Consider the following 23,315-nt stretch of genomic DNA (forward strand, 5'->3'; position numbering starts at 1 on the left):
GTCAGAACTGGAAGTAGAGGAAAGGCACCGCGCCGCGCGCGACGATCAGACCGAACGACAACAGAAAACCCGCTAGCGGCCACCCCGCCTGCCATACCTGCCGCAGCGCCGTGTCGGGAAGGCTATCCCAACGCTGTTGCGAGAGCGGCAGCAGCACGCACACGATGCCCAACCCGGCAGCCAGAGCGTGCACGGGCCGCAGCAGCACGAGCGTCGCGTCGCTCAAGCCGATGCCATTCAAACCGAACTGGCCGCGATACATGGCGAGCGCGGCAGGGAAACCCGCCGCGCGAAACAGTGTCCACGCGAGCATGACGAAAACCAGCGTCAGCACGTGCGATAACCAGGACGGCATGGTCAGCATATCGAACCGGCGCCAGAGGCGCGCGACCATCAGGGCGATGCCATGAACGAGGCCCCACAGCAGGAAGTTCCAGCTATCGCCGCCGTGCCACAGGCCGGCGATCGCCATGGTCAGCAACAGATTGCGGCAGGCTTGCCACTCACCGCGGCGGTTGCCGCCTAGCGGGATGTACAGGTAATCGCGTATCCAGCTCGACAACGACAGGTGCCAACGGCGCCAGAAATCCTGAATGCTGCTGGCAAGGTACGGATGGTTGAAGTTCTCGGGAAAGCGAAAGCCCAGCATCTGCCCCAACCCGATGGCCATGGCGCTGTAGCCCGCGAAATCGAAGAACAACTGCAGCGTGTAGAAACCGCAGCCCAGCCAGGCGTCGGCCAGCGTGGGCGCGTGCAACGAGAAGATCGCGTCGACCAGCGGCGAGAGTGTGTCGGCCACCAGCACCTTCATGCTCATGCCCACCATGAGCCGCCTTGCGCCGGCTGCAAAACCGTCCCAGTCGACCTCGCGCGACACCAGCTCGCGCCTCACCCACGCATAGCGAATGATCGGCCCCGCGATCAGATGCACGAACATCCCCTGATAGGCGCCGTAACGGATCATGCTGCGATCGGCCGCCACCGTGCCGCGCTGCACGTCGATCAGATAGGAGATGGATTGCAGCACGATGAACGAAAGCCCGATGGGCAGCACGACGTGTCGCCAGGGGATGGACCCTGCATGGCCTGCCCCCAGCACACTGTCGAGACTATCGACCACGATGTTGGCGTACTTGTACCAGCCCAATATCAGGACGTTGACGACGATGAACACGGCCAGCCAGCCACCGCGTGCACGCTGGCTCGGCGCCCTGTCTATGACCATGCCGCCGAACCAGCCCCAGAAGGTCAGCGCGATGAACAGCAGCAGAAAGACCGGGCTCCACCAGCCATAGAAAAGCCAGCTGCAAAACAGCAGCACGCCATTGCGCCAACGCGCGGGCAACGCGACGTAGATCGCCAGAAAGGCCGGCAGAAACAGCGTCAGGAATTCGAGGGACGCGAAAACCATGCATCGTTCTCAATCGAAAAAGATATCTGGACCGACGCGCCATCGCGAAACACGCCGAACCCCGCTCTGCCCGTCGTAACCAGATGAAAAACGGGGAACAGCCGGAAATCGGCGATGAGCGGCGTCGCTTTCAAGGAGGAGGCGCAAATGCGATCAGTGGCTCACCGCGTCGTTCGCCATGAAGATGCGCGAATGCGCCCCGCCCGGCACGAGCAACACCGTATAACGCTGCCCCGCCGCGAGCGTACCCAGGCTGAGCGGCTGCCCCACAGGCTGGCCGCCGCAGACCAGCTGCACCGAGAGGGCGACCGGGTTGACCTGGCGCCGCCTGGCTTGTCCCACAGCCACGCCGTCGAGCAGCACGATGTCGCGACCCGGCACTTTCAGCGTGGGTGTCGCGCAGCCAGCGTCGAGGTTGTAGAAAGCCACCGAAGCTTTGAGCGCATTGAAGTCGTCGGGTTTTTCGCGGACCGTCACCGTATGCAGGCCACTCGCTTTATCCGCGCCATCGAGCGCAACGATGCTGACGAACTCGCCAGGCTGCACCGTCGCCGATACGTCCTGGTGCGCGCTACCGGCTCTCAGTGTGCCGGCCACCGGTTTGCCGGCGGCGATCGGAAGGAAGTGAGTGGCCGGGTTCGCGGCGTCGAGCGTCAGACGCGCTTTCGACCCCGCCGCGCTCACGTCGACCGGACCCGAACCGCCATCGACAAAACGCACGAACGACGAGTCCTCCGCGGGACCGGTCGGGTATAGCGGAATTTCTGCGGCCATGGCCGGCTGCACGGACAAACCGAGACCGGACAGAGCGAAGCTGGACAACAACAGGGAGGAGAGGAAATTTTTCATTCTTTTCTCGAACGGGAAACCTGGGCAGGCGCAGCTCGAAGCCCGGCGCGTCATTTCTGCGGAACGACAGGCAGCTTGACCAGTGCCTTCATGATGTCCGTGCCCCAGTACTTATAGCCGGTCGTCGTCAAATGCTGACCATCCACCGTCGCCCATTCGCCCGGCCTGGAAAACGTGAGCGAGTCGATGTACTGACACGGCGCGACATTGGCGGCGAGGAAAGACGACAGCTGCTTCACACGGGCGAAGCTCTTCTGATACTTGCCGCCCTCGGTGCCCCAGACCGGCCCTACCCAGACGCAAGCCGTCTTGTTGGCGGCCAGGTCTTGCGTCAGCGCCGTGACCTGCTGCCAGGCCCAGGCCTTCGGGAAATCGTCCTTGCCGTATCCGCCGACCGTGTCGCCCTGGACGATGATGACGAGCTTGGCCTTGTTCGCGGCGATCAATTGATCGACGGGTTGGGTCTTCGCGTTGTGGTCGATGACCAGGGACGCCTTGCCGTTACGCTCGGCGCCACCGCATGTGCCGGGCACGGACTTCACCCAATCGCCAGGAATACTGCCGCAGACGCTGTAGGTATGCACCTGCGCGCCAGCGGCGATCAACTGATCCTGCAACGTATCGATGAGATAACCGGGTTCGCTCAGATGGCTATCGCCGACTATGAGAATGCTGAGACCAGCAAGTACGGAAGCAAGCATGACTCTTCGACTCCTGAAAAATAAACAATGTCCGATCGATCAGTATGGCGGGCTACTGATCGCTGTAATGCGACTGGTAAGGGATGACCGGCATATCCAGCGCCTTCGTCTGTGGCGCAAGGGTATAGCGCAGATACAGGCCCGCCGCCCACTGCCGGTAGCTGGACGAGTTGTTGGCGCCCACCGAGGCTCCGCCAGTCAGATGATTGGTGAAACGGTATTCGGCCGTAGCCAGCAGGTTGTAGCCGAAGCCGGTCGAGGACTGGTCGGGATGGATCGCGCCGTCGGCGAGGCCAATCATCGAAGCCGCTGAGACTGCTGCGGCCTGCAACCCGCTGTCGGTCGGGAAATACGGCGAGCCGGCCTGGTGGTAGTACTGCACACCGACGGCCCCTTGCAGCTTGTAGGTCCAGCGCTCCGAACGCTGCGCCCACGTGAGCGGCAGGTTGAACGCATAAAACCGCTGCGGGCTGAAGTAGCCGCCGTTGCCGTAGGTGAAGTTGTTCGCGTTGTGGTCGTAGATCATGCCGCTCAGGTTCACGCCCGCGCTCAGCATGCTGTTTTCCGTGCGCAGCAGGTACCAGTACGTCCCGGCGCCGACCTCGGCACCGACGTTGGACTGGACGTTATGACCGTCCAGATATTTCGCGGAACCGTAGCCGTAGACGCCGTAGTCCTGATTGTCGAGGCCGATCGCACCATGCACGCCGGTGGCAGTCACGCCACCCCAGCTCAAGCCGGATCGCGAATCGGTCGAGCCAGCAAAAGACGTGATGCTGTCCGTCACGGCGCGGCGCGACACGCCCACGTTGAACCAACTGCCCTGCCCGGCATCGATGGAGTTCCTGAACATCACGCCGCCAACGACATTGGTGTACTTGAAACCCAAAGGCGTGGTGCCGATGTCGGCCACCCAGTTCCCGGTCTCGTAGCCGAGACCCAGACCGACGCCGTAGGCGGTCTGTTTGCCCGGTGCGGCGACCTTGCCGGCCTGCTGCGCCCGGGTGGCGGCCGGGCCGCCGCCGAACTGACTGGCGCTGTAGACGTCGGTACCCAACGTGCCGCCCTCGAGTTCAACCGGCGTCACGCGAATGGAAAGCTTGCCGTTGTCGACCGGCAGCACCCCTTCCAGAGCTTGCTGCACGCTCGTCAACTGACCCGTACCGGGTGCTGCGTTGTTCGACGAGACGAACAGCCCACCCCTGACTTCCGGTGAACGCTGCGCACGGAGGTCGCTGAGTTCATTACGCATTTCCTCGAGCGACGGCGAACCGTCCTGAGGCTCGCTCACCGCGACCGTGTCTTGCGGCGCCAGGCCGCCGACCGGCGTGCCCGCCACGGTTGGCAGAGCGGATGGACCAGAGGACGAGCGCTCGCGCGCAGCCGTGGATGTCACGGTCGAGGCAGTCGCGCTCGCCGCGGTAGCAGCCGGAGCAGCCGGAGCAGCCGGAGCAGCAGCGGGCCCGAAACCAGGCTTCTGGTTCGCCAGCACGCTATCCGGCGCCGCGGGTTGCGGGGCGAACGTTTCGGCAGCGGGCAGGCGACGGTGGCGGACCTGACGACGATGAGCGTCGTCGTCGTGGACGAAGGGATTGCCCGCCACGTGGACGTCTTGCGCCTGCACGCCGAGCCGCTTTTCCTTGGCGGCAATGGCGGATTCCAGCAGCGACTGCGCTTCGCGGGTCTTGCCCTGCATGACGTAAATGCGCGCGGCGCCGGCCAGCACGTCGGGATCGTTGGGCGCCTTCGCAACGGCCTCTTTCAATGCCGCATCGGCAACGCTGTTCTTGCCGGCCTGCACTGCCGCCATCGCGACGCCCAGTTGCAAACCCGGATTGTTGGGGTCGTTGACGAGCGCCTTCTGGTAAAGCGACAGTGCCTGGTCATACTTGTCATCGGCGGCGTACATGCGCGCGAGCGCGGCCGTGGCGAGGCTGTCGTTGGGCCGCTTCGCGAGGATCGGCGCCAGCGTGTCGTAGGCCTGCGCGAGGTCACCTTGCTGACGTTGCTGGTCAGCCAGTCGCACGGTGTAGAGGTAGTTCAGTTCGTCCAGTTGCCGGCGCTGGTCCGCGGTCAGCGTCTGGCCGTGCAACTCGCGCATCGCGAGCCCGGCCTGGACATTCTGGCCGGTCTTGAGCAACAGGCCCAGATAAGCCAGTTGCACATCCGGGCCGCTGCCCTTCAGACCGTTAGGCATCAGTCCGTGCATCAGGCTCATGGCGCGCGGCGTGTTGCCCGCGTCGACATACGCCTGCGCCAACGCGCCCACCTTGGCCGGGTCTTGACCCGCCGCGGGTTCGAGCCGCGCCAGCATACTGCGCGCATCCTCCAGATTGCCTTCGAGCGCCGTTTGCGAGGCTTGCGCCACGACCACCAGAAAATCGATCTGCTGCGCCGTCGCAATCATGTTCGGCGTGCGCGAGGCGGTGGAGATGCGCGTCATCGTGTCCTGCGCGCGCATCCAGTCGCCCATCTGCATGGCCAGCAGCGCGCTCGCATAGAGCGCGTCGGGATTGTCCGGGTTCGTGACGAGCAGGCCGTCGACGAGTTGCTTCGCTTCGTCGGCATGACCCTGTTTGAGATCGTAGCGCGCCAGCTCCAGGCGAATCCACGGGTTGTCGGGCGCGCTGCGCTGGGCGTCTTCCAGAATGTGCCGGGCCGCGCTCAGATCGCCACGCTGCGCGGCAGCATCGGCCCGGCCGGCGGCGACGGCGGCGCGCAGCCGATCGAGCCCGCCGATGCCGGCCTTCTGCTCGGGTGACATGCGGTCGATCAACTTCTGGGCCTCATCGGCGCGTCCCGTCTGCGCCAGGATATCGATGAGGCCGCTCGCCGCCTCGCGGTTATCGGGGCTTGTCGCCAGCACGTCGCGGTAGCCCTTTTCAGCACGCGTCAGATCGCCCTGCGCCGCATATAACCGGGCCGACGCATTGCGCCCGCCCGGCTCGGCTGGATCCAGCCGCAGCGCCTGATCGAGTTCGCCTCGCGCGGCGGCGAAGTCGCCCACGTTTTGCGCGCCCTCGGCCTGGTTCACCAGCAGCCAGTAGCGCGCGGAATTGAGGGCCTTGGCCCAGTTCGCGCCCGCGCCCGGACGCGACACCGCCCGCGACAGCAGCGTCTGCGCCTGCGCCAGGTCGCCTTGCTGCATGCGCACGAGGCCCAGTCCCCCCAGCGCATCCGTGCTGTCGGGTTTGTCACGCAGCACAGCGGAAAAGGACTGCTCGGCCGCGGTGATGTCGCCTGACTTGAACGCGGCGAAACCGCGTGTCAGTCGTGCATCCACGACCGGACCGGCCGGTGCGAGCGGATGCGGCGCCAGCATCTGATGGCGTATTTCGTCGTCGTCCGGATGCAGCTTCAGATAGTCTTCAAACCACGATCTGTTTTTCGGCGTGGGCGTGACCCAGGTCAGCACGGAGCGCCAGACTTCCGCCGCTTCGCCGCCGATGTCCGGACGAGCGGCAAGCTTTTCCAGAAGGGCGACACCCGCCGCGCGATCCTGTTCGTCGCGCACCATATGCTGGGCCAGCGGCAACATGGTGTTCGGATCGTTCGGCGTCTCGGCATTCAGGCGCTCGAGGCCCTGGATGGCCTGATCCACACCGCCATCCGTATAGCCGAGATAGCTGTAATACTCTCGCGCCACACTGCCCTGCGGCGCTTTACCGCCCAAGGCCTTGTTATATTCGGCGATGGCCGCCAGCAACGCGGCCTGATCCTTCTGGTTGACGGCGTCTTGCGCCATCTGGCGCGCCTTGGCGAACGTGGACTTACCCGGTTCGACCGCGAGGCGCAAGCTCTGCTCGAGCAGCGGCACGAAGCGGCTGCCCGGCGCGGCCGCACGAAGTCTGGCCAGATACCCGTTCGCCGCCGCGAACTGCTGCTTGCCGACGGCGATCGTGCCCATCCCATACAGCGCCTCGGGCTGCTTCGGGTCGCTCAGCAGCAGTTTCGACCAGGACTGCGCGGCCAGATCGGGCTTGTCATGCGTTTGCCAGTAGCGGCCCTGTTCCAGCAGCATGTTGGACGTAGCATCCTGCGCCCAGCCCGGGTGGCCGACCGATGCGACCATCAGTCCGAGAATCCAGGCCCGGTTGCGGCTGCGTCTGACTGACATGACTTTCCTTGCTTATGATTGTTGCTGCCGCGATGCCCGCAGCCGCTCACGGGCTTCTGCGTCGCGCCGGGCCTGGCGGCGCCGCAAGAACGAAAACAGACCAACCGCGATCAGCACGAGCGCGATGATGCCCAGCGCCTTCAGCACCCACGCGAGCGACAGGCCGAATGAAGCCAGCCACCAGTCGAGGCCGCGCCAGATGCCGAGATGCCCGACGTAGTAGGTATGCTCGCTCACGAGCGAATCGACTTCCGTGCCGCGGATGGACACGAGGCTTCCCTGGATGGGCTGCTTGCCGGAGTTCGGCGCATCCAGCAACGCGGAGACCGCATCCTTCAGGCCGTCGGGCTGATTGCTGGCCAGCATGACCACGCTGCGGCCCGGTTGCTTCGGCGATTCGAAGCCTGCGAGCACGGCGCTCACGCCCGGCCCCGACCAGGCCAGCGACAGGCGGCGGGGTTCGGCGTCGAGGCGCGGGTTGGCATGGAACCAGCCCAGCACGCGACCCGGCAGATCCGATACGGCGAACTGCGCGCTGTGGTCATACGCCGCGGGCATGGTCCGCGCCCAGTCCTTGAGCGAGGCTTGATCCGCACCCGAGGCGATCACGAGCAGATCCTTGTCGGACGGCATCGCGTCGATGCGCTGACCGCGCAGCACGGTGACGCCGCGCGCCGGATAGCCGGTCGAATCGCCCATGCGGCCCATCACCGCCAGATACGTGCTGTATTCGGGTGTTCCCGCGTTGGGGCCCAATACGACGTCCGTTCCGGACAGGTCGGCCATGCGCGTGAACGGGAAGCCCGCCTGGGCGAACGAGGCCAGGTTCGGCATGGCGATGTAGTGCGGATACTGCGACAGATCGATCGTCGATTCGGGATCGACCGCGCCGCGCACGTTGTCGATGATGATGTCCCGGCACTCGCCCTGCTTGATGTAGTCGTACATGTAGCGGAACTGCAACTGGGTATTCGGCTGCAACAGCGCCTCCAGCGGCACTTCCAGTTTCGCCTGGCGCGGCAGGCTGCTGTCGGGCAAAACTTCATCCCGCAGCTTGCTGCCGCCCTCGAGCCGTTCGAGCGAGAGCAGCGGAATCGACTTCATGAACTGGTCACTGACGCTGAACAGCAGCGACGAATTGACCATATAAGGCTGCGGCGTATAGCGGTAATGCAGGTCGATCGGCACGTTGGGCGAGTGCCAGCCGAACAGGTCGGGCGGCACGCGCATATTGATGCGGATCAGATCGGGGCTGTAGCCCGACACCTGCAATTGTTTGGCGTCGACGAGTTCGCCCAACGACATCGGACGGTCGGTGCGCAGCCAGCGCGGCGCATCGTACGGCTTGCGCGGCGCGAGGTCGGCGAACCGCGTGACGAGCGCGCTCGAACCCGACAGCGTCTGGCTGCCCGTGACCAGCGCGTCGGCGGCCTGCTTGAGTTCCTTGCCGTCACGGCCCATCACCAGCAACAGCTTGCCGTTGGGATCGTTGGGGTTGGTCACGAGGGCGAGAGTCGGACCTTGCAGCGGCGAGCCCGCCAGGCTCGCTTGCGCCGCGCTGTCGACGATGACGACCGCGTTGCCCCTGGCAGGCACGGTAGAGATCGATACCGGGAATTGCGCGCCGCGATAGGTCGCCAATGCGCCGAACCACGACGACACGGCGCCGGCCGCTTCCAGCGCGGCCGTATCAGGATTGCCGGCGAACACGAACGGCAGGTTCAACCGGCGAATATCGTGCTCGTCGAAGAAGGGTCGCGGCAGGCGAGCCAGGTCGCTGGCCTGCGCCAGCGGCTGGGTGTCGATGCTCAGCGTACTGTCGTTGCTGATGTTGGCCCACAGGCTCGAATGCAGCGGGTCTTCGCACTGGTTGGTGTAGTGGCCGATCAGTTGCAGACGCAGCTTGCTGTTCGCGGTGAACAGATACGGCGGCAGCGTGATAGTGCGCTGCAGGTTGGTGCCGGAGGTGTTTTTGGGCACGTCGATCGATGCCGCCACCTGATCGTTGACCAGCACATTGATGTGCGACAGATCGGGCAGCAGCGCCGGCGAATAGGCATAGCGCAGGTTCAGTCGCGCACCTGTGACGACCCGATCGTCGCGCACGCCGACCGGCAGCGTATTGCTGCCGTCGACGCCGCGCAGGTTGAGCGCGTATTGCGCGCCGAGTTGCTGCAGCGAATAGGTCACCGTCGAAGAAGCCGCGGTAGCGGCTCCGGCGTCCGGCGCGGACTGCAGCGGCGCCGCGTTGCTATCTCCCGTTGGCGGCCGCGCGGACGGGTTGGCCGCGCCGCCGGCCGAAGCCGGCGCGTCCTGCCGCGCAGCGGCGGCAGCCGCCGCTGGTTGCGCGGCCTGGGTTACCGTCGATGTGACAAACACACAACCGAGCAACAGTGCCGGCCATACTGGTTGCGCAGTCATGCAACGCGCAAGGCGTGCCCGGGAGATGTCAGGCCGTCTTCTAAACATGAGAACCTCTTCGTCCTTCTTCACGTTGCGATGTCTGGGGAATATCCAGGTCTAATCGATTCAGGGCACGCCGGTGCAGAAACACGCCGCCGAGCAAACCTATGAGCGCGACGCTGGCGAGCGTCGCCACGAGCAGCAGCAGGATGTGGCTCGCGAAGAACCATTCGAGCGCGAGCCCAGGCGGCAAGGACCCGATGAAATAGCTTTGATCGTTGCTCAGCGTGGTGAGCGTGCCGTCATGCACGACCACGAGGCTGCCGCTGATCTTGTGGTCCGGACGCTTGCTAATGAGGTAGCGGTTGGCTTGCAGCACGTCCACGACAGCGTCGAGACCGTCCGGCGTATTGCCCGATACGACCACCGCGCTGCGACCGCGAGCCAGCGGCGACTCGAGTCCCGCCAACATGCCGTCATGGTCGTCGCTGCTATACAGTGCGGCGATGGCGGCCTCGCGTTCAGCCTGCGCATGCCCACCCGTCAGCTTTTCCCACCACGCGGCGATCCAGCGGTCCGATGAAGCAACCGGAGCGAAGAAGCCGCGCGGCAGATCATCACGCCATGCTTTGAGCAAGGGCTGGTTATCGCCCGACGCCAGCACGAGCAGGTCCTTGCGACGCAGCGCGTCAACCTGTGCTGGATCGCCCACCGTCACGCCCAGCACCGGATAACCCGTGGTTTGACCCATGCTGCCCATCAGCGTCAGGTAAGCGGAATAGTCGCCAGCGATCGGCTGTGCGGGCAGGATCACCGCCGTCCCGGACAGATCGGCCATCCGCGTGAACGGAAAGCCTGCGTCTGCGAAGGCGCGCAGATCCGGCATGGCTGCGTAACGCGGCAGTTGGGAAATGTCGATCGTCGAAGTCGGATCGATGGCGCTCAGGAGCGGGCCGCCGGGCACATCCTCGACGTGGTCTTGCGGCGCCACGGACTCGTAGCGATAGTCGAATTGCAGCGTCGTCAACGACGGCAGCAGATAGGTCGGAACGCGTATCACCGCATAACCGTCCGACGCGTCGCCTGTCAGCGGCAAGGTCTGCAGGGGCGTGTTGCCGGCCAGCACACCGAGCTCCGAGCGCGTTGACTCCGGACGGGCCGTATAACGGTAATGCAGGTTCAGCACCGCGCCGCTGTTGTCAAAACCGAACAGACCCGGCGGCAGACGCAGGTCCACATTGATCGCCCCAGGGCGAAAGCCCTGCACCGTCAAGCGGTCCGCCGGTAGCATCTCGCCCAACTGCACCGGGCGGTCACCCGGCAGCCAGTTGGGTGCGTCATAAGGCTTGCGCGGCACAACGGAAACCGGGGCGTCGATCTTGACCCGAGAGCCCGACAGCGTCTTCGCGCCAAGCACCAGCGCGGTCGCGGCCTCGCGGATCTGCGCGTCGTTGCGGCCCATGACCAGCAGCAGCTTGCCGTTAGCGTCATTGGGGTTGGGCACGATGGCCAGCATCGGCCCTTCCACCGCAGGCAGGGTCAAGCCCGGCACCTCGCCCGGGAGCGCGAGCACCACCGCATGTCCATGCGCGGGTATCGCACCCAGGCTTGCGGAGAAGTGCGCACCGCGATAGCCCGCCTGCGCACCCAGCCACGAGGTCACGATACCGGCCGATTCGAGGCGCTGCGCGCGAGGCGCTTGCGGCAGCACGACGGGCAGGTCCACCCTGCGCACATCGCGCACGTCGAGGAACGGCGCGGGCAGTTGCGACAGGTCACTGGACAGGGTCGCCGGAACCACGGTCAGTTCCAGCGCACTGTCCGGCCCGGGCTTCAGCCACAGGTCGGAACTCAGCGGATTGTTGCCCTGATCGCTCGCCTTGCTATGCGCGATCAGCTCGAGGGTGAGCTGGTTGAACCCGGACAGCAGCGACACCGGCAGATCCACACTGATATGCGCCGGCGTCCGCGGTGCCGGTTCGGGCAACGCTACGGTCGCCCCCACAACGCTGTTGAGCAACACCTTGAGATGCGAGAGCGTAGGCAGCAATGTGGACGAGTAACTGTAGTCCAGCACGAGCCGCGCGCTGACCACGCGCTCGTCGCGGCGCAAACCGAAGTCCATGCCCGCATAGGCATCCTCGCCGAGCAAGGTCAATCCCTGCTCCGCGTTTTGCCGCAGCAGCGGAATCCGGTAGGTATACGCGTCGGCCGGCGCCGCCGCGCTGAGTTCCGGGTGCGGGCCTTGCCGCACGGCATCGACCGGGACAGCCGACGCGGGCATCGCCGGCGTAGACGCCCGCGATGCGAACGACGCTGCCGACGCAGCGGGCACCGACGCGGCCAGCACGTCGCCCGCTCCGAGCAACAGGACCGAACACAACACCGCGCCCAACCGGCGCGCGCTCGTCAAGGAGCGCAACAGCGACAGGTAGCCGACACTCACGATTGCTTTGTTCCCAAGTCGCTTGCCGGGTCTGCGGACGAACGGCCAAGGCGCTCACGCCCACCCAGGAACAGATGCCGGAACAACTCCCCGAAGCCGCGCATGCCGATGCCGAGCACCTCGAACAGGCTTCGCAGCGGCCTGTCGGGACGATAGCTGCCCCATGAGGCGATCCAGCTGTCGGCGCGCGAAAACGTCGCCCCTATCCAGGCGCGCTCCTGAGCGATCGTCAGGGTCGGAAAACTCACGCCGATGGTGCGTCCGCGGCACACCTGCACTTCGGCCGGGAAAACGTCCTCGTAGTCGTCGCGCAACACCGCCACCGTGATGCGATCGCCGTGCTCCGGCAACGGTGCGCCCTCAGGCAGCACCAGCCCCAGACCACCGTGCGAATAGTCGCTGGTCTGACAGTCGATGCGAGTTCCGTCGGCGTGAATCACGGCGGCCGGCAGTTCGATCTGGACCCGCGGAGCGAGACGCAACTGTCTCGATTCGCTCGCTACGCCCGCGGCCGCGCTGAGGTTCATGATGTTGTAGGTTACCCATACCAGGTTGAACAGAATGCTCGTCGCTTCGGGCCAGCCCGGACTGCGGATCAGACCTGCGACACCCACCATGAATCCGGTCAGATTGATGAGCAGCAGAACGATGTAGGGCCGGGCCATCGCCCAGTCGAGGAAGGACTGACGGATCACCCCGCCCTTGGACGTCACGTTGAAGCCTTTGCTGCCTGGAAAGAGTACGGCTTGCAACGCGGGCAGAATCACGTACCAGGCCAGTACCGTTTCGTAGACTTCGCTCCAGAACGAATGTCGGAAACGCCCTTGAATGCGCGAGGCGCCGAGGCTCGAAATGACGAGGTGCGGCACGACATAGGCCAGCACCATCAGCGCGGAAGCATGAAAGACGTGCGCGCCAAAGAACAGATACGCCATCGGTGTGATCAGAAACACGATGCGCGGCAAGCCGAAGAAAAAGTGCATCATCGCGCTCAGGTAACACAGACGCTGTGGCAGTGTTAGCCCTGCGATCAACAGCGGGTTGAAGCGACGGAATATTTCCGCCATGCCTCGTGCCCAGCGTATGCGCTGACCGACGTGACGCCCCAGACTCTCGGTGGCGAGACCCGCTGCCTGAGGGATGGCGAGATAGGCCGTGTTGTAGCCCCTCGTGCTCATCTTGAGCGCGGTGAGCGCATCTTCCGTGACACTTTCCGTCGCCACGCCGCCTACATCCTCCAGCGCCGAACGCCGCAGCACCGCGCAGGAACCGCAGAAAAAAGCGGCATTCCACAAGTCGTTGCCGTTTTGCAGCACGCCGTGAAACAGGTCACCCTCGTTGGGCACCTTGCGGAAGGTTTCGAGGTTGCGCTCGAACGGATCGGGCGAGTAGAAGACGTGCGGCGTCTGCACCATGGCCATCTTCGGATCTTTCAGGAACCAACCCATGCAGACCTGCAGGAACGAGCGCGTGGTGACGTGATCGCAGTCGAACACTGCGATGTACTCGCCGCTCGTCCTGGAGAGTGCCGCGTTGAGATTGCCTGCTTTGGCATGCGCGTTGTCCGGCCGGGTCAGATAATCCACGCCAGCCTGCTCGCAGAATTGCCGGAATTCGTCACGACGGCCGTCGTCCAGCACATACACGCGCAGCTTGTCGGCCGGCCAGTCGAGCAGCGTGGCGGCCAGCACCGACTGCCGCACGACCTGCAGCGGCTCATTGAACGTGGGAATGTACACATCCACCGTCGGCCATGCCGAGCTATCGGCCGGCAATCGCGCAGGCCGGCGATGCAGAGGCCAGAGCGTCTGAAAGTAGCTGCACAACAGCATGAGCACCGCGTACCCTTCGGCCAGCAGCAGAAGGCAGCCAAAGGTCATGTCGAGCGAGGTGGTAAAGGTCAGCGTCTGCGTCACGCGCCAGTACAGGTAGCGCAAGGACATAAACACCGACAATGCCACCAGGGACACCGTGATGATCCTGCCGCGAATGCGGTTCAGCAGAACCGCGACGACCATGCAAAGGATGCCAAACGTCCATTGCTTCGACACGGCCAGATTGACCGTCATGGCAGAAGTGAACAACAGCGCGGCCAATAGCGTCACTGCCAGCCGCAGCCAGTTCGACGCCCATAGCGGTGTCCCCGCTTCCAGAAGTTTGTCGTCCCAACTTCCGGCATCGTCACTCTGGTCCGTGTAGCGCGTTTGTCGCCGCTGCTCCGTCTTGCTCAGCCTACGTTTGATCTGTGCCATGGAAAGGTCTTCTAGCGCGTGCGCCGGTTCGGCACGACGCGCAGGTTCGCGGCCACCGTGGTTTTAACCAGGCCGTCATTGACGGAAAAGACTGTGACGAAGTTCATGACGTCTGGCGTTGCGGACCACCTTCTTGAGGCTCACTCCGTTCCCGCAGGCGCGCAAACACGGCGCTCAGAGAATCCGGCTGTTGAGGAGCGGTGACAGGTTCGGGATTGAACTGAAGGACCGGCTGTTCGGGGGCGGCTTGCAATACCGGAAGAGATCCGGACACGGCAGCGCGGACGGCTGGCGCAATCAGCTGCGGCGGCGCGGCGGGGGCCACTTCAGTCACATCGGTGGGAGGAACGGCTTCAGCCTCGCGAGCCGAGTCGTCCCGGGTCGTGTCCCCTGGCGACGAGGTGGTCTGCATGGACCAACGCCCACGCGAACCTTGCCCCTGCTCTATTCTTTCTATTTCTTGATAATGCGACGGGCTCACGCCCAACATCTGGAAGAGATTCGAAATGTCTGATGCACTGCTCATACGCCATCCCCGTCGAACTGGCCATATTGTTTGTTGCGGACTGCACCGCGTACCATCGGGCAATCTGCTGTAATTTTTACTTGCCGAATAAGGATAACCATTATTCGTTACATCATTGCGTCCGCCATAATAATTCCCAAATCGTGAGGCGGCACCATTGATACACTCGCCCTTTAGAGACCTCTTCAGGAGAGCCGCGCCCAGGTCTTATTTTTCAGTCAAGGCAACCGAGGGCCCCGCCGCTGCGGTACGAGCGTGTAACTCATGAGATACCCTTGCGCTCAGGACGAGCGGCGCGTATTGTACAGCGGAATTTAATGCGTGGCCCCCAAATAATTCCAATCTATATATCGGCATTTCCAGAGCAAAGTTAAGCGTTTTAAATGTTAAATATGGTCAGTCAAACGTTTGCTTTTTATTGGGCGTCCGATTATTCCCGAATTTGCGCTGGGAATCGGTTTTGAAAAGCGCGCCGTGGTGTTGCCCTTGAGGTCATTGCCATGAAATCGCCCCGGATCTGTTCGAGCACTGGCATACGAGGGCCGACGTCGGAAATGTAACGCGGGACCGGTCGATAATCGCGTCGTACGTCTATCAGGACGTGAAGAACGTCAAGGCAAACGACGCTTCGCTGAACAACTGGCCGGTCGAGGTTGCGTGCCCGCGCCAGATGGCGTCGCTGTGGACCAACTGGACATGGCATACGGGCGCGCTCACCGGCTTCGGCATCGGCGCGGGCATCCGCTATCAGAGCGCGCTGGCGGGAGCGGCCGACAACTCGCTCACCATCACAAGCTATACGTTGTGAGACGCCGCGCCGCGCTATGACACTCGCAACTGGCGCCTCCCACTGAATGTGGCGAACGTGTTCGATCCTCGCTACGTGAGCGGTTGCCAATCGTACCCAGCTTGTGTATTCGGCAACGAGCGGACTGTGTTGGCTACTGCGAAATGTGATTGGTGATAAGGCATTTCCAAGCTTCGCAATGGCAGGTATTCGGGACGTAGCTAAACCGATGCGACGCGCTCCAGCATCGCTCGTATTCGCAGCGGTCCAGGCTTCACGCCGAGTTTGTCGGCAAGTTGCACGAGCGGCAGAAAACGCCGCTGCAATTTTTCTGTGTGATTCTGCGCGATGTCCGCTATCCGGTGCTCAAGAAACGGATTGAGTAGGCGCTCGCGTAACTCGACGAGATAGGCGAGAGCCTGCTCGCGCTGACCGAGGACCGCAAATGTCGGGAGCACATCTTCCGCCCAGACAGTTTCCAGACTGGCGCGTAGTATCGGGTCGTTCATTGCCTGACATACGGTCTCGTCAACCGGTCGGCGGTCCTCTAGCCACCGCTGCGCCAGATAGCTGTGACCGAGATTGAGCAGGAACAACTTCAGGCGCTCGAAGTGCTGCAGATCGTCAGTCAAAACGATGTTTTCATGGGTGCAGGGTAGAACCAGCCCCGGCTGCTGCTCAATCGCCCAGAGCGCATACGGTTCGGCAACGGCGCCCACCGGTTCGATCGCCTGCGAAACGATGCGGTCGACGAGCGAATTGGCCCATATGCAACGCGTTCGAAGGTAGGTAGTGAACGGCTCCGGCAGCCGCCACTTTACCGCGAGAGTCACGACAAGTTCGCGCAACGTATCGCCGTTATTGACCACGAGTTCGCATGGAAAAAGGGAGAGCGGCGCATCAGGGTTTCGTTCCCAACGCGCATGAAGCAACACCAGCAGCTTGGCCGGAAAGCTCTGTGGCACGCGCTCCGGATGATTCACGAGCGTCGAGGTATCCCGGTCATCAAGCCGGAATCCCCTGTCTCCCGTATTGGAAACAATCACTTCGACGTGCTCTGCCACGGCGTCTCGCACTTGTGCCCAATGAGACTCGGCGTGCCATGCTGCGCGCACCGCGTTGCCGCTCAGCATCTCGTCCACCAGCACTCCGTGACGCATACCTCGAACCCGTACCGGATATCGCCCGCCCTCTGCCAGCGCTGCAATACGCTTCTGACTGGACTGGCTGCTGGTGGTCTGCACGACTGTAATGCCACCGAGCGCGGCACCCCGCGTCATGGCTTCCGAAACAAACAGGTCGACATGCGCCTGAAGAAAGCGGCTAGTGCCGAACTGGAGAATTGGCTGGCTCATGGCAAATATCCGATATGCGTCAGAGTCAGCATTCGATGATGGCTTTCACTACACCTGCGGACGGTTCGAGCAGTTTCGAAAATTCGGCAGGAACATCGGCAAGCTTCATCCGGTGCGTGTTGAGTGCCGCATCGGGCACCTGACCGGCACGCATGGCCCTGAGCACAGTTTCGAAATCTTCCGCAGTCGCATTGCGGCTTCCGATCAAGGTGGCTTCGCGCTTGTGGAACTCCGGATCGGAGAAAGTGATCTTGTCTCTCACCACGGAAATCAACACGTATTTCCCGCCGTGCGCAATAAACTCAAAGCCACGCTCCATGGCAGCCGGATTACCCGTCGCATCGAAGACCACATCGAAGAATTCGCCGTCGGTGAGTTTCGCCAGCTCGTCGACGTCGGTATCACCGATTTGCACAGTAGCCGCCACTTCAATTTTCTCAGCGCAGAAGTTGAGACGATCGAGCCGTGTATCGAGCGCCGTCACCGTGGCCCCGCGCAGACGTGAAAAGATCATTGCGGCCATACCGATCGGACCTGCACCGACTACCAGCACCCGCTGTCCCGCCTGAACGTCCGCGCGACGAACCGCGTGCGCGCCGATGGCGAGAAACTCGATCATTGCCGCCTGATCGAGCGTGATTCCTTCAGCCTTGTGAACGAACTGACGCGGCAAACTTAGATACTCCGTCAATGCGCCATCACGATGCACGCCCAATACCTGAATGTTCACGCAGCAGTTCGTTTTTCCGTTCCTGCAGGCAATGCACTGACCGCATGACAGGTAGGGCATCACGTAGACCGGGTCGCCGGCGTCCAGGCCGGAATCCGTGTCGGCTTCTTCGACCGTGCCCGACAGTTCGTGTCCCATCACGCGGGGGTAGGCGAGAAATGGCTGATTGCCGGTAAAGATGTGCAGGTCGGTGCCGCATACGCCGACGCGTCGCACGCGCAGCAACACTTCGCCGCGATCGCGCGGTGGCCGTGAGCGCGTCTCAGCGCGTAGTACGCCGGGAGTTTCACAAATAATAGTGAGCATGAGGTTTCCTTTTTCAGCTACAGAGCCCGCGAAGCCATAGTGCGGTTTCGATGCGAGCCCGGTTAATTTGTTTCTTCATGGCGAGGTCAAACGAGTGCCGTGTCGAGACAACGCTATTCGAGGTAAAAGACCTCTTCCATCTGTGCCCAGTGTTCCGACGGCGCACGACTCACCAACGGTTTCTGGCACGGGCTGCACAGGCTCCACCAACGTTGTGTTTCCGGGTCGCTCGCAATCTCGGCCATATCGCTTTCATAGTCAGTTCCGACGTATTCCCAGTAACCAAACAACAGGTTCTCGGGCTCCCGCAGGAAAATCGAGTAGCGGGTGACATTCGAGCGTTTCAGGCGATCGAGCACCGTCGGCCACACCTGCGCGTGCAAGCGTTTGTATTCGTCGATGTGCTGCGGATCGATACCGATGACCATTCCCATTCGTTGCACTACACTCTCCCTATTCTTCGAGCCGGTAGAAGCGATAAGCGTTGCCGCCGAAGACAGCGTCTTTGTCCTCATCGCCCGCATACCGCTCACAGTAATCTTCACAGGCGGCAAGCCAACCGGCGTAGTCGCCGAAATGTGTCGCGAGGTGCCAGAAATGGTGATGTGCGTCGATACGCAGGCTCACTCGACCACCTCGGGCACAGGTGCGGTGTCCGCGATCAGACCGTCCGACTTCAGCTCCTGCCACAATCCGGCTGGCAGCGCCTGCTCGAACCACGCGACGTTCTGCTGGAGTTGTTCGACACTGCGCGCGCCCACCACGCACGACACAACCGCAGGATGCGCAAGCGGAAACTGCAGTGCCGCCGCGGGTAGCGGAACCTCGAATTCGCGGCAAACCTCAGCCAGCCGGTTGACGCGCGACACGACACCGGCGGAGGCGTCCCCGTAATTGAACTTGCCGTTACCTGCCAGCACGCCAGAATTGAACACACCGCCGACCACGATCGAATTCCCATACCGTACGCAATTGTCGAGAAACGGCGCGAGACAATCCTGCTCGAGGAGGGTATAGCGGCCCGCCAGTAACGTCACATCGAGTTGTAATTCCTGCATGGCTTCATGCGCGACCTGCCACTCGTTCACGCCGAGGCCGATGGCTTTGACCACCCCCGCGTTGCGCAGCGTGTCGAGCGCGCGGAAACCGCCCCCTTCTGTAAGCTGTTTCCAGAATTCGACGTTTGCATCCCCATGTGTCATTCGACCGATGTCATGCACATACAGCAGATCGATCTGCGCAATACCGAGACGCTGCTGGCTGTCTTCGAAAGACCGCATGACGCCGTCGAAGCTGTAGTCGTAGTGCGGCCGGAAAGGAAGCGGCTCAGCCCAGCCGTCGTCGCCGCATTGAACAGTCGGATCCGGCCGAAGAAGCCTGCCGACTTTCGTACTCAGCACGAACTCGTCGCGTGGCCGCGCTGACAACGCGTTGCCCACGCGGCGTTCCGAAAGCGTGTACCCGTAGAACGGCGCAGTGTCGAAATAGCGCAGACCGAGCGACCATGCTTCGTCCATCAGCGCGCGCGCCTGTTCCGGCGGCATCGTGCGATACAAGCCGCCAAGTTGCGAACAGCCCATACCCAGTGCGCTCAGTTGCACCCCGGCACGCGACACCTCACGCAGATCACTTGCTTTCATCAGGAATTCCGTTCCCAGGGATTCATTGCTGGATGTTCAACGCTTCACTGCGCGTCTTGAGTAGCGCTGGGCTCAAGGGCGGACAACGCCGTCCGGCGTCGTCCGCATCGCGCTTCAATACAAGACATTCTTCGCGGCGGGCTGATCGATGTTGTCCTTCTCGACCATCACGACACCGGTATCCAGTTGCTTCGTAACCGGCTTGTGTTCGATGACATCCACCGCCGTTTTGACGCCCTTGTAGCCCATCTGATACGAGCCCTGGACAGCGATGGCCTGGATGGTTCCGTCCTTGATGAAGCCCTGGAGGTCCTGGTTGCCGTCAAAGCCGATCGCGACGATCTTGCCGGCTTTCCCGGACTGCGCCAACGCGCGCCCCATCCCCACAGCAGTCGGTTCATTCGCACCGAAGATACCCTTCAGATCCGGATTGGCCGACAGCACGTCGGTCGTCTGATTGAGCGCGGTTGCCATCTGCGACTGCGAGTAGAACGGTCCGACAATCTGCAGCTTCGAGTGCTGCGCGAGATACTTCCGGAACCCACCCACGCGGCCAATCTCGGAACCCGCACCGGCGACGTACGACATCACAGCGACTTTCCCCGTCTGTCCGACACGGTCGATCATCGCTTTCGCGCACAACTCACCGGCCTTGACGTTATCGGTCGAGAGAAACGACTGGTAATACTGCTTGCCGGAATCGGACACGAGCGAATCGATCAGGACGACCGGAATTTTTGCCTCCCAGGCCTTCTTCATTGCCGGGACCAGCGCGTCGGGATCGGACGGCGCGAGCACGATCGCCGCGACATGCCGGTTCACCGCGTTCTCGACCATATTGACCTCGTCCGCCACGGCTGACTCGGTCGCCGGTCCCTGAAACGTCATCGTGTAGCCGTTCAGCCCTTTCATGCCCTCCGTTGCACCCTTTTGCACGTTCTGCCAAAAATTCGAGTTGGCCGTCTTGACGATCACGGCGATCTCTCCGCCCGCCGCATTCGCGTGCGCCGTCACTGCGGTCAAAAGTGCGGCGGCCAATACCAGATATGTCTTCCTCATGTCTCACTCCTTGGGTTGGTGATTGCACTGCTTTGTTGGACTTCTCGAATGGCTTCATTCGATGTGCTTCATCGACGGTTTCTGACCTGGTCGATCCAGACCGTGCCGAGAATGACCAGTCCGATGATGATTTGCTGGATGAAACTCGATACGCCGTTCATGTTCAGGCCATTGCGCAGCACCCCGATCACGAACGCACCGATGGCCGTACCGGAGATCGTGCCTACCCCGCCCATCAGGGACGTCCCGCCAATCACGGCGCTGGCGATCGCATCGAGCTCGTACATGACGCCTTCGTTTGGTTGCGCCGTGACGAGGCGCGACATCAGCACACAGCCCGTCAGACCGGCGAGCACGCCGGACAGCACATAGGTAAACAAGGTGACGCGGCGGACATTGACGCCGGAGAGCCGCGCAGCTTCGGCATTCGATCCGACTGCGTAGATGTGGCGGCCAAGCGAGGTGCGCGTCAGCATGATCGACACGGCCACCGCCAGCACGACCATGATGATCACGGGATACGGGATCCCCGGAAATACCGTATCGGGGAACCCGTCTGCCCCGATATGCGAGATGCGGAACAATGCGCCATTTCCGAGTTCGCCGAACGCGTCGCCGAGTCCCGAAACCGGGCGCGCGCCAGTGATCTGAAGCGCGAGACCACGCGCGACCAGCATCATGCCGAGCGTGGCGATAAAAGGCGGCAGACCCATACGCGTGACGCACAGGCCATTAACGAATCCGCACAGGCCGCCCACCACGACGCCGCCGAGCATGCCGAGAGGAATCGGCACGCCAGCCTTGACGAGCAACGCGGCGACCACACCAGACAGCGCGAGTACGGAACCCACGGACAGGTCGATTCCGCCCGTAATGATCACGCAGGTTGCCGCCACGCCGAGATAGGCAATCGACGTCACCTGCAAGGCCACTGTCATGCCATTGTCGACCGAGAAGAAAGCGGAACTGGTCAATGAAAAGACGGCCACCAGCATGATCAGACTGCCGAGCGCGGCAAATTTCTGAATCAGGTCGCGACGCCGGAGCTTCGCGCTGGTGTCGACAGTAGTGGTCTGTTCGGATGTTATTTCAAGCATGATTTCGTCCCGATGCGAAGTGCATGATTTCTTCCTGATTGGTGTGGCGCGTCTCCAGGATCGTGGCGATCTGGCCTTCGTGGAATACCGCGACGCGATCGGACATGCCGAGAATTTCAGGCAATTCCGAACTGATCAGCACAACGCCGATGCCCTGCGCGGCGAGCTGGTCCATCAGCGTGTGGATCGCGTATTTCGCGCCCACATCGATCCCGCGCGTGGGCTCGTCGAAAAACAGAATCTTCGATTCGCGAAACAGCCATTTGCCGATGACAACCTTCTGCTGATTGCCGCCGGACAGGTTGCGCGTGAGTTGATGGACGGTCGGCGTGCGGATCGCGAGCGTTTCGACGTAACGCTGTGCGATGGCCGCTTCTTCGGCGAAACGAATGAAGCCGGCGCGACCCGACACCGCCTCGATATTGGCCAGCGTGATGTTGGTCGCGACCGGCATCTTCAGCGCGAGGCCGTCGCTCTTGCGGTCTTCCGACAGATACGCGATACCGTGGCGAATCGCATCGATAGGCGAGCGGATCGAGACGCGCTCGCTCCCCATATGAATCTCGCCGCCGTCCGGTTGGTCAGCGCCGAAAATCGCCCGTGCCACTTCGGTCCGGCCTGCGCCCATCAAACCGGCGAAGCCGAGAATCTCGCCTCGCCTCAGTTCGAACGAAACCGGCCCAAATGCCGGTGCGCGCGACAGATTGTCGACACGCAGCAGCACGTCCTGCGTCGGAACCGAGCGGCGCGGCGGGTACGCATCGTTCAGCGCCCGGCCGACCATTCGCGCAACGATTTCATCCATGCTGGTCGCCGCGAAATCGTCGGTTGAAATGTGATGTCCGTCGCGCAGCACCGTCACGCGGTCGACGATCTGCTTCATTTCGTCGAGACGATGAGAGATGTAGACAATGCCGACCCCGCTCTCGCGCAACTCCTTGATGATCCGGAACAGGTGCATGGTTTCGGATTCCGTGAGCGACGAAGTGGGTTCGTCCATGATCAGCACCTGGGCGTCGAGCGAGAGCGCCTTGGCGATTTCGACCATCTGTTGCTGGGCGATAGACAGCGTCCCCACCAGCCTCGTGGGCGGCAACGACAATCCAATGCGGGCGAGCGCGCGCTGGGCGTTCCCATTCAGTCTTGCGCGATCGATGAACGGCCCGCGTTTGGGCTCGCGTGCCAGGTAGATGTTTTCCGCAATCGACAGGTGCGGCACCAGATTCAGTTCCTGGTGAATGATCGCAATGCCTGCTTCCTGTGCCTCGAGTGAGGACGCGAACCGCCTTTCCATGCCGCGAAAAACGATCGTGCCGGCATCCGGCTGGTATTGCCCGCTGACGATTTTCATCAGGGTCGACTTGCCAGCGCCGTTTTCGCCACAAATCGCGTGCACTTCGCCGCGGCGCAATTGGAAGTGCACGTCCTCCAGTGCAACGACACCGGGAAACCGCTTGCCCAGCCCGCTCAGTTTCAATAGCTCCGGGGGTTCCTTTAACGCGAAGCCGTCTACCACGCGCGGGGCCAGGTCAGTGCTCAGATCTGTCACACGTGTCTCCTTCTTTTGTGTAGTGGCGCTGCCGTCGGTCAGGCCAATCTGATGCAGATTAAAGAATAAACGGCGATTTTGGTCAAG

Annotated in this window: 16 protein-coding genes and 1 pseudogene; 1 reads left to right on the top strand and 16 read right to left on the bottom strand. The window is 62.6% G+C overall.

Features of this window, described 5'->3' with window-relative positions; all coding sequences use genetic code 11:
* Window position 1 precedes the first annotated feature (1 nt).
* From OKW29_RS13145 to bcsR, 8 genes are all read right to left on the bottom strand, one after another.
* Window positions 2–1,411 (bottom strand): MBOAT family O-acyltransferase, encoded by a 1,410-nt coding sequence (locus tag OKW29_RS13145; RefSeq protein ID WP_429291352.1) that lies wholly within the window; start codon window positions 1,409–1,411, stop codon window positions 2–4.
* Window positions 1,412–1,564: 153 nt separating this feature from the next.
* Window positions 1,565–2,260 (bottom strand): cell division protein FtsQ, encoded by a 696-nt coding sequence (locus tag OKW29_RS13150; RefSeq protein WP_429291353.1) that lies wholly within the window; start codon window positions 2,258–2,260, stop codon window positions 1,565–1,567.
* Between the two features lie 50 nt (window positions 2,261–2,310).
* Entirely contained in the window at window positions 2,311–2,961 is a 651-nt protein-coding gene (locus OKW29_RS13155) for an SGNH/GDSL hydrolase family protein (protein WP_429291354.1), read from the bottom strand.
* A gap of 52 nt (window positions 2,962–3,013) precedes the next feature.
* A complete protein-coding gene (locus tag OKW29_RS13160; protein WP_429291355.1) occupies window positions 3,014–7,078 on the bottom strand; it encodes a cellulose synthase subunit BcsC-related outer membrane protein in 4,065 nt (1,354 codons plus the stop codon).
* Between the two features lie 12 nt (window positions 7,079–7,090).
* Entirely contained in the window at window positions 7,091–9,499 is a 2,409-nt protein-coding gene (gene bcsB, locus OKW29_RS13165; protein WP_429291356.1) for a cellulose biosynthesis cyclic di-GMP-binding regulatory protein BcsB, read from the bottom strand.
* Window positions 9,500–9,539: 40 nt separating this feature from the next.
* Window positions 9,540–11,927 (bottom strand): cellulose biosynthesis cyclic di-GMP-binding regulatory protein BcsB, encoded by a 2,388-nt coding sequence (bcsB, locus tag OKW29_RS13170; RefSeq protein ID WP_429291357.1) that lies wholly within the window; start codon window positions 11,925–11,927, stop codon window positions 9,540–9,542.
* A complete protein-coding gene (bcsA, locus tag OKW29_RS13175) occupies window positions 11,924–14,179 on the bottom strand; it encodes a UDP-forming cellulose synthase catalytic subunit (protein WP_429291358.1) in 2,256 nt (751 codons plus the stop codon). Before bcsA ends, bcsB (OKW29_RS13170) begins: the two co-directional genes overlap by 4 nt.
* A 103-nt stretch (window positions 14,180–14,282) precedes the next feature.
* Window positions 14,283–14,705 carry a BcsR/BcsP family cellulose biosynthesis protein gene (bcsR, locus tag OKW29_RS13180; protein ID WP_429291359.1) on the bottom strand — a complete coding sequence of 141 codons (423 nt, stop codon included), beginning with the start codon at window positions 14,703–14,705 and terminating at the stop codon, window positions 14,283–14,285.
* Between the two features lie 547 nt (window positions 14,706–15,252).
* Between bcsR and OKW29_RS13185 the strand changes: the two are divergent.
* A pseudogene (locus tag OKW29_RS13185) lies at window positions 15,253–15,669 on the top strand (TonB-dependent receptor domain-containing protein); the annotation flags it as partial.
* A gap of 44 nt (window positions 15,670–15,713) precedes the next feature.
* Here OKW29_RS13185 and OKW29_RS13190 read toward each other — a convergent pair.
* From OKW29_RS13190 to OKW29_RS13225, 8 genes are all read right to left on the bottom strand, one after another.
* Window positions 15,714–16,847 (bottom strand): mannitol dehydrogenase family protein, encoded by a 1,134-nt coding sequence (locus tag OKW29_RS13190; RefSeq protein WP_429291360.1) that lies wholly within the window; start codon window positions 16,845–16,847, stop codon window positions 15,714–15,716.
* 25 nt (window positions 16,848–16,872) lie between these two features.
* On the bottom strand, window positions 16,873–17,883 hold the full coding sequence (locus tag OKW29_RS13195) for a zinc-binding alcohol dehydrogenase family protein (protein ID WP_429291361.1): 1,011 nt from the start codon (window positions 17,881–17,883) through the stop codon (window positions 16,873–16,875).
* 113 nt (window positions 17,884–17,996) lie between these two features.
* The gene (locus OKW29_RS13200; protein WP_090806617.1) at window positions 17,997–18,311 is read right to left on the bottom strand and encodes an L-rhamnose mutarotase; all 315 of its coding nucleotides are present in this window, start codon (window positions 18,309–18,311) and stop codon (window positions 17,997–17,999) included.
* Window positions 18,312–18,336: 25 nt separating this feature from the next.
* Entirely contained in the window at window positions 18,337–18,510 is a 174-nt protein-coding gene (locus tag OKW29_RS13205) for a hypothetical protein (protein ID WP_184062783.1), read from the bottom strand.
* Window positions 18,507–19,523, bottom strand: a complete 1,017-nt coding sequence (locus OKW29_RS13210; protein WP_429291362.1) for an aldo/keto reductase — start codon at window positions 19,521–19,523, stop codon at window positions 18,507–18,509. The genes OKW29_RS13205 and OKW29_RS13210 overlap by 4 nt, the downstream gene beginning before the upstream one ends.
* Window positions 19,524–19,637: 114 nt before the next feature.
* Window positions 19,638–20,582, bottom strand: coding sequence for an ABC transporter substrate-binding protein (locus OKW29_RS13215; protein ID WP_429291363.1), 945 nt, complete (start codon window positions 20,580–20,582; stop codon window positions 19,638–19,640).
* A gap of 68 nt (window positions 20,583–20,650) precedes the next feature.
* Window positions 20,651–21,679 (bottom strand): ABC transporter permease, encoded by a 1,029-nt coding sequence (locus tag OKW29_RS13220; RefSeq protein ID WP_184031637.1) that lies wholly within the window; start codon window positions 21,677–21,679, stop codon window positions 20,651–20,653.
* On the bottom strand, window positions 21,672–23,219 hold the full coding sequence (locus OKW29_RS13225) for a sugar ABC transporter ATP-binding protein (protein WP_429292501.1): 1,548 nt from the start codon (window positions 23,217–23,219) through the stop codon (window positions 21,672–21,674). The genes OKW29_RS13220 and OKW29_RS13225 overlap by 8 nt, the downstream gene beginning before the upstream one ends.
* Between the last annotated feature and the right edge of the window lie 96 nt (window positions 23,220–23,315).

The organism is Paraburkholderia sp. CI3 (assembly GCF_050436505.1).
Taxonomy (GTDB): Bacteria; Pseudomonadota; Gammaproteobacteria; order Burkholderiales; family Burkholderiaceae; genus Paraburkholderia; species Paraburkholderia tuberum.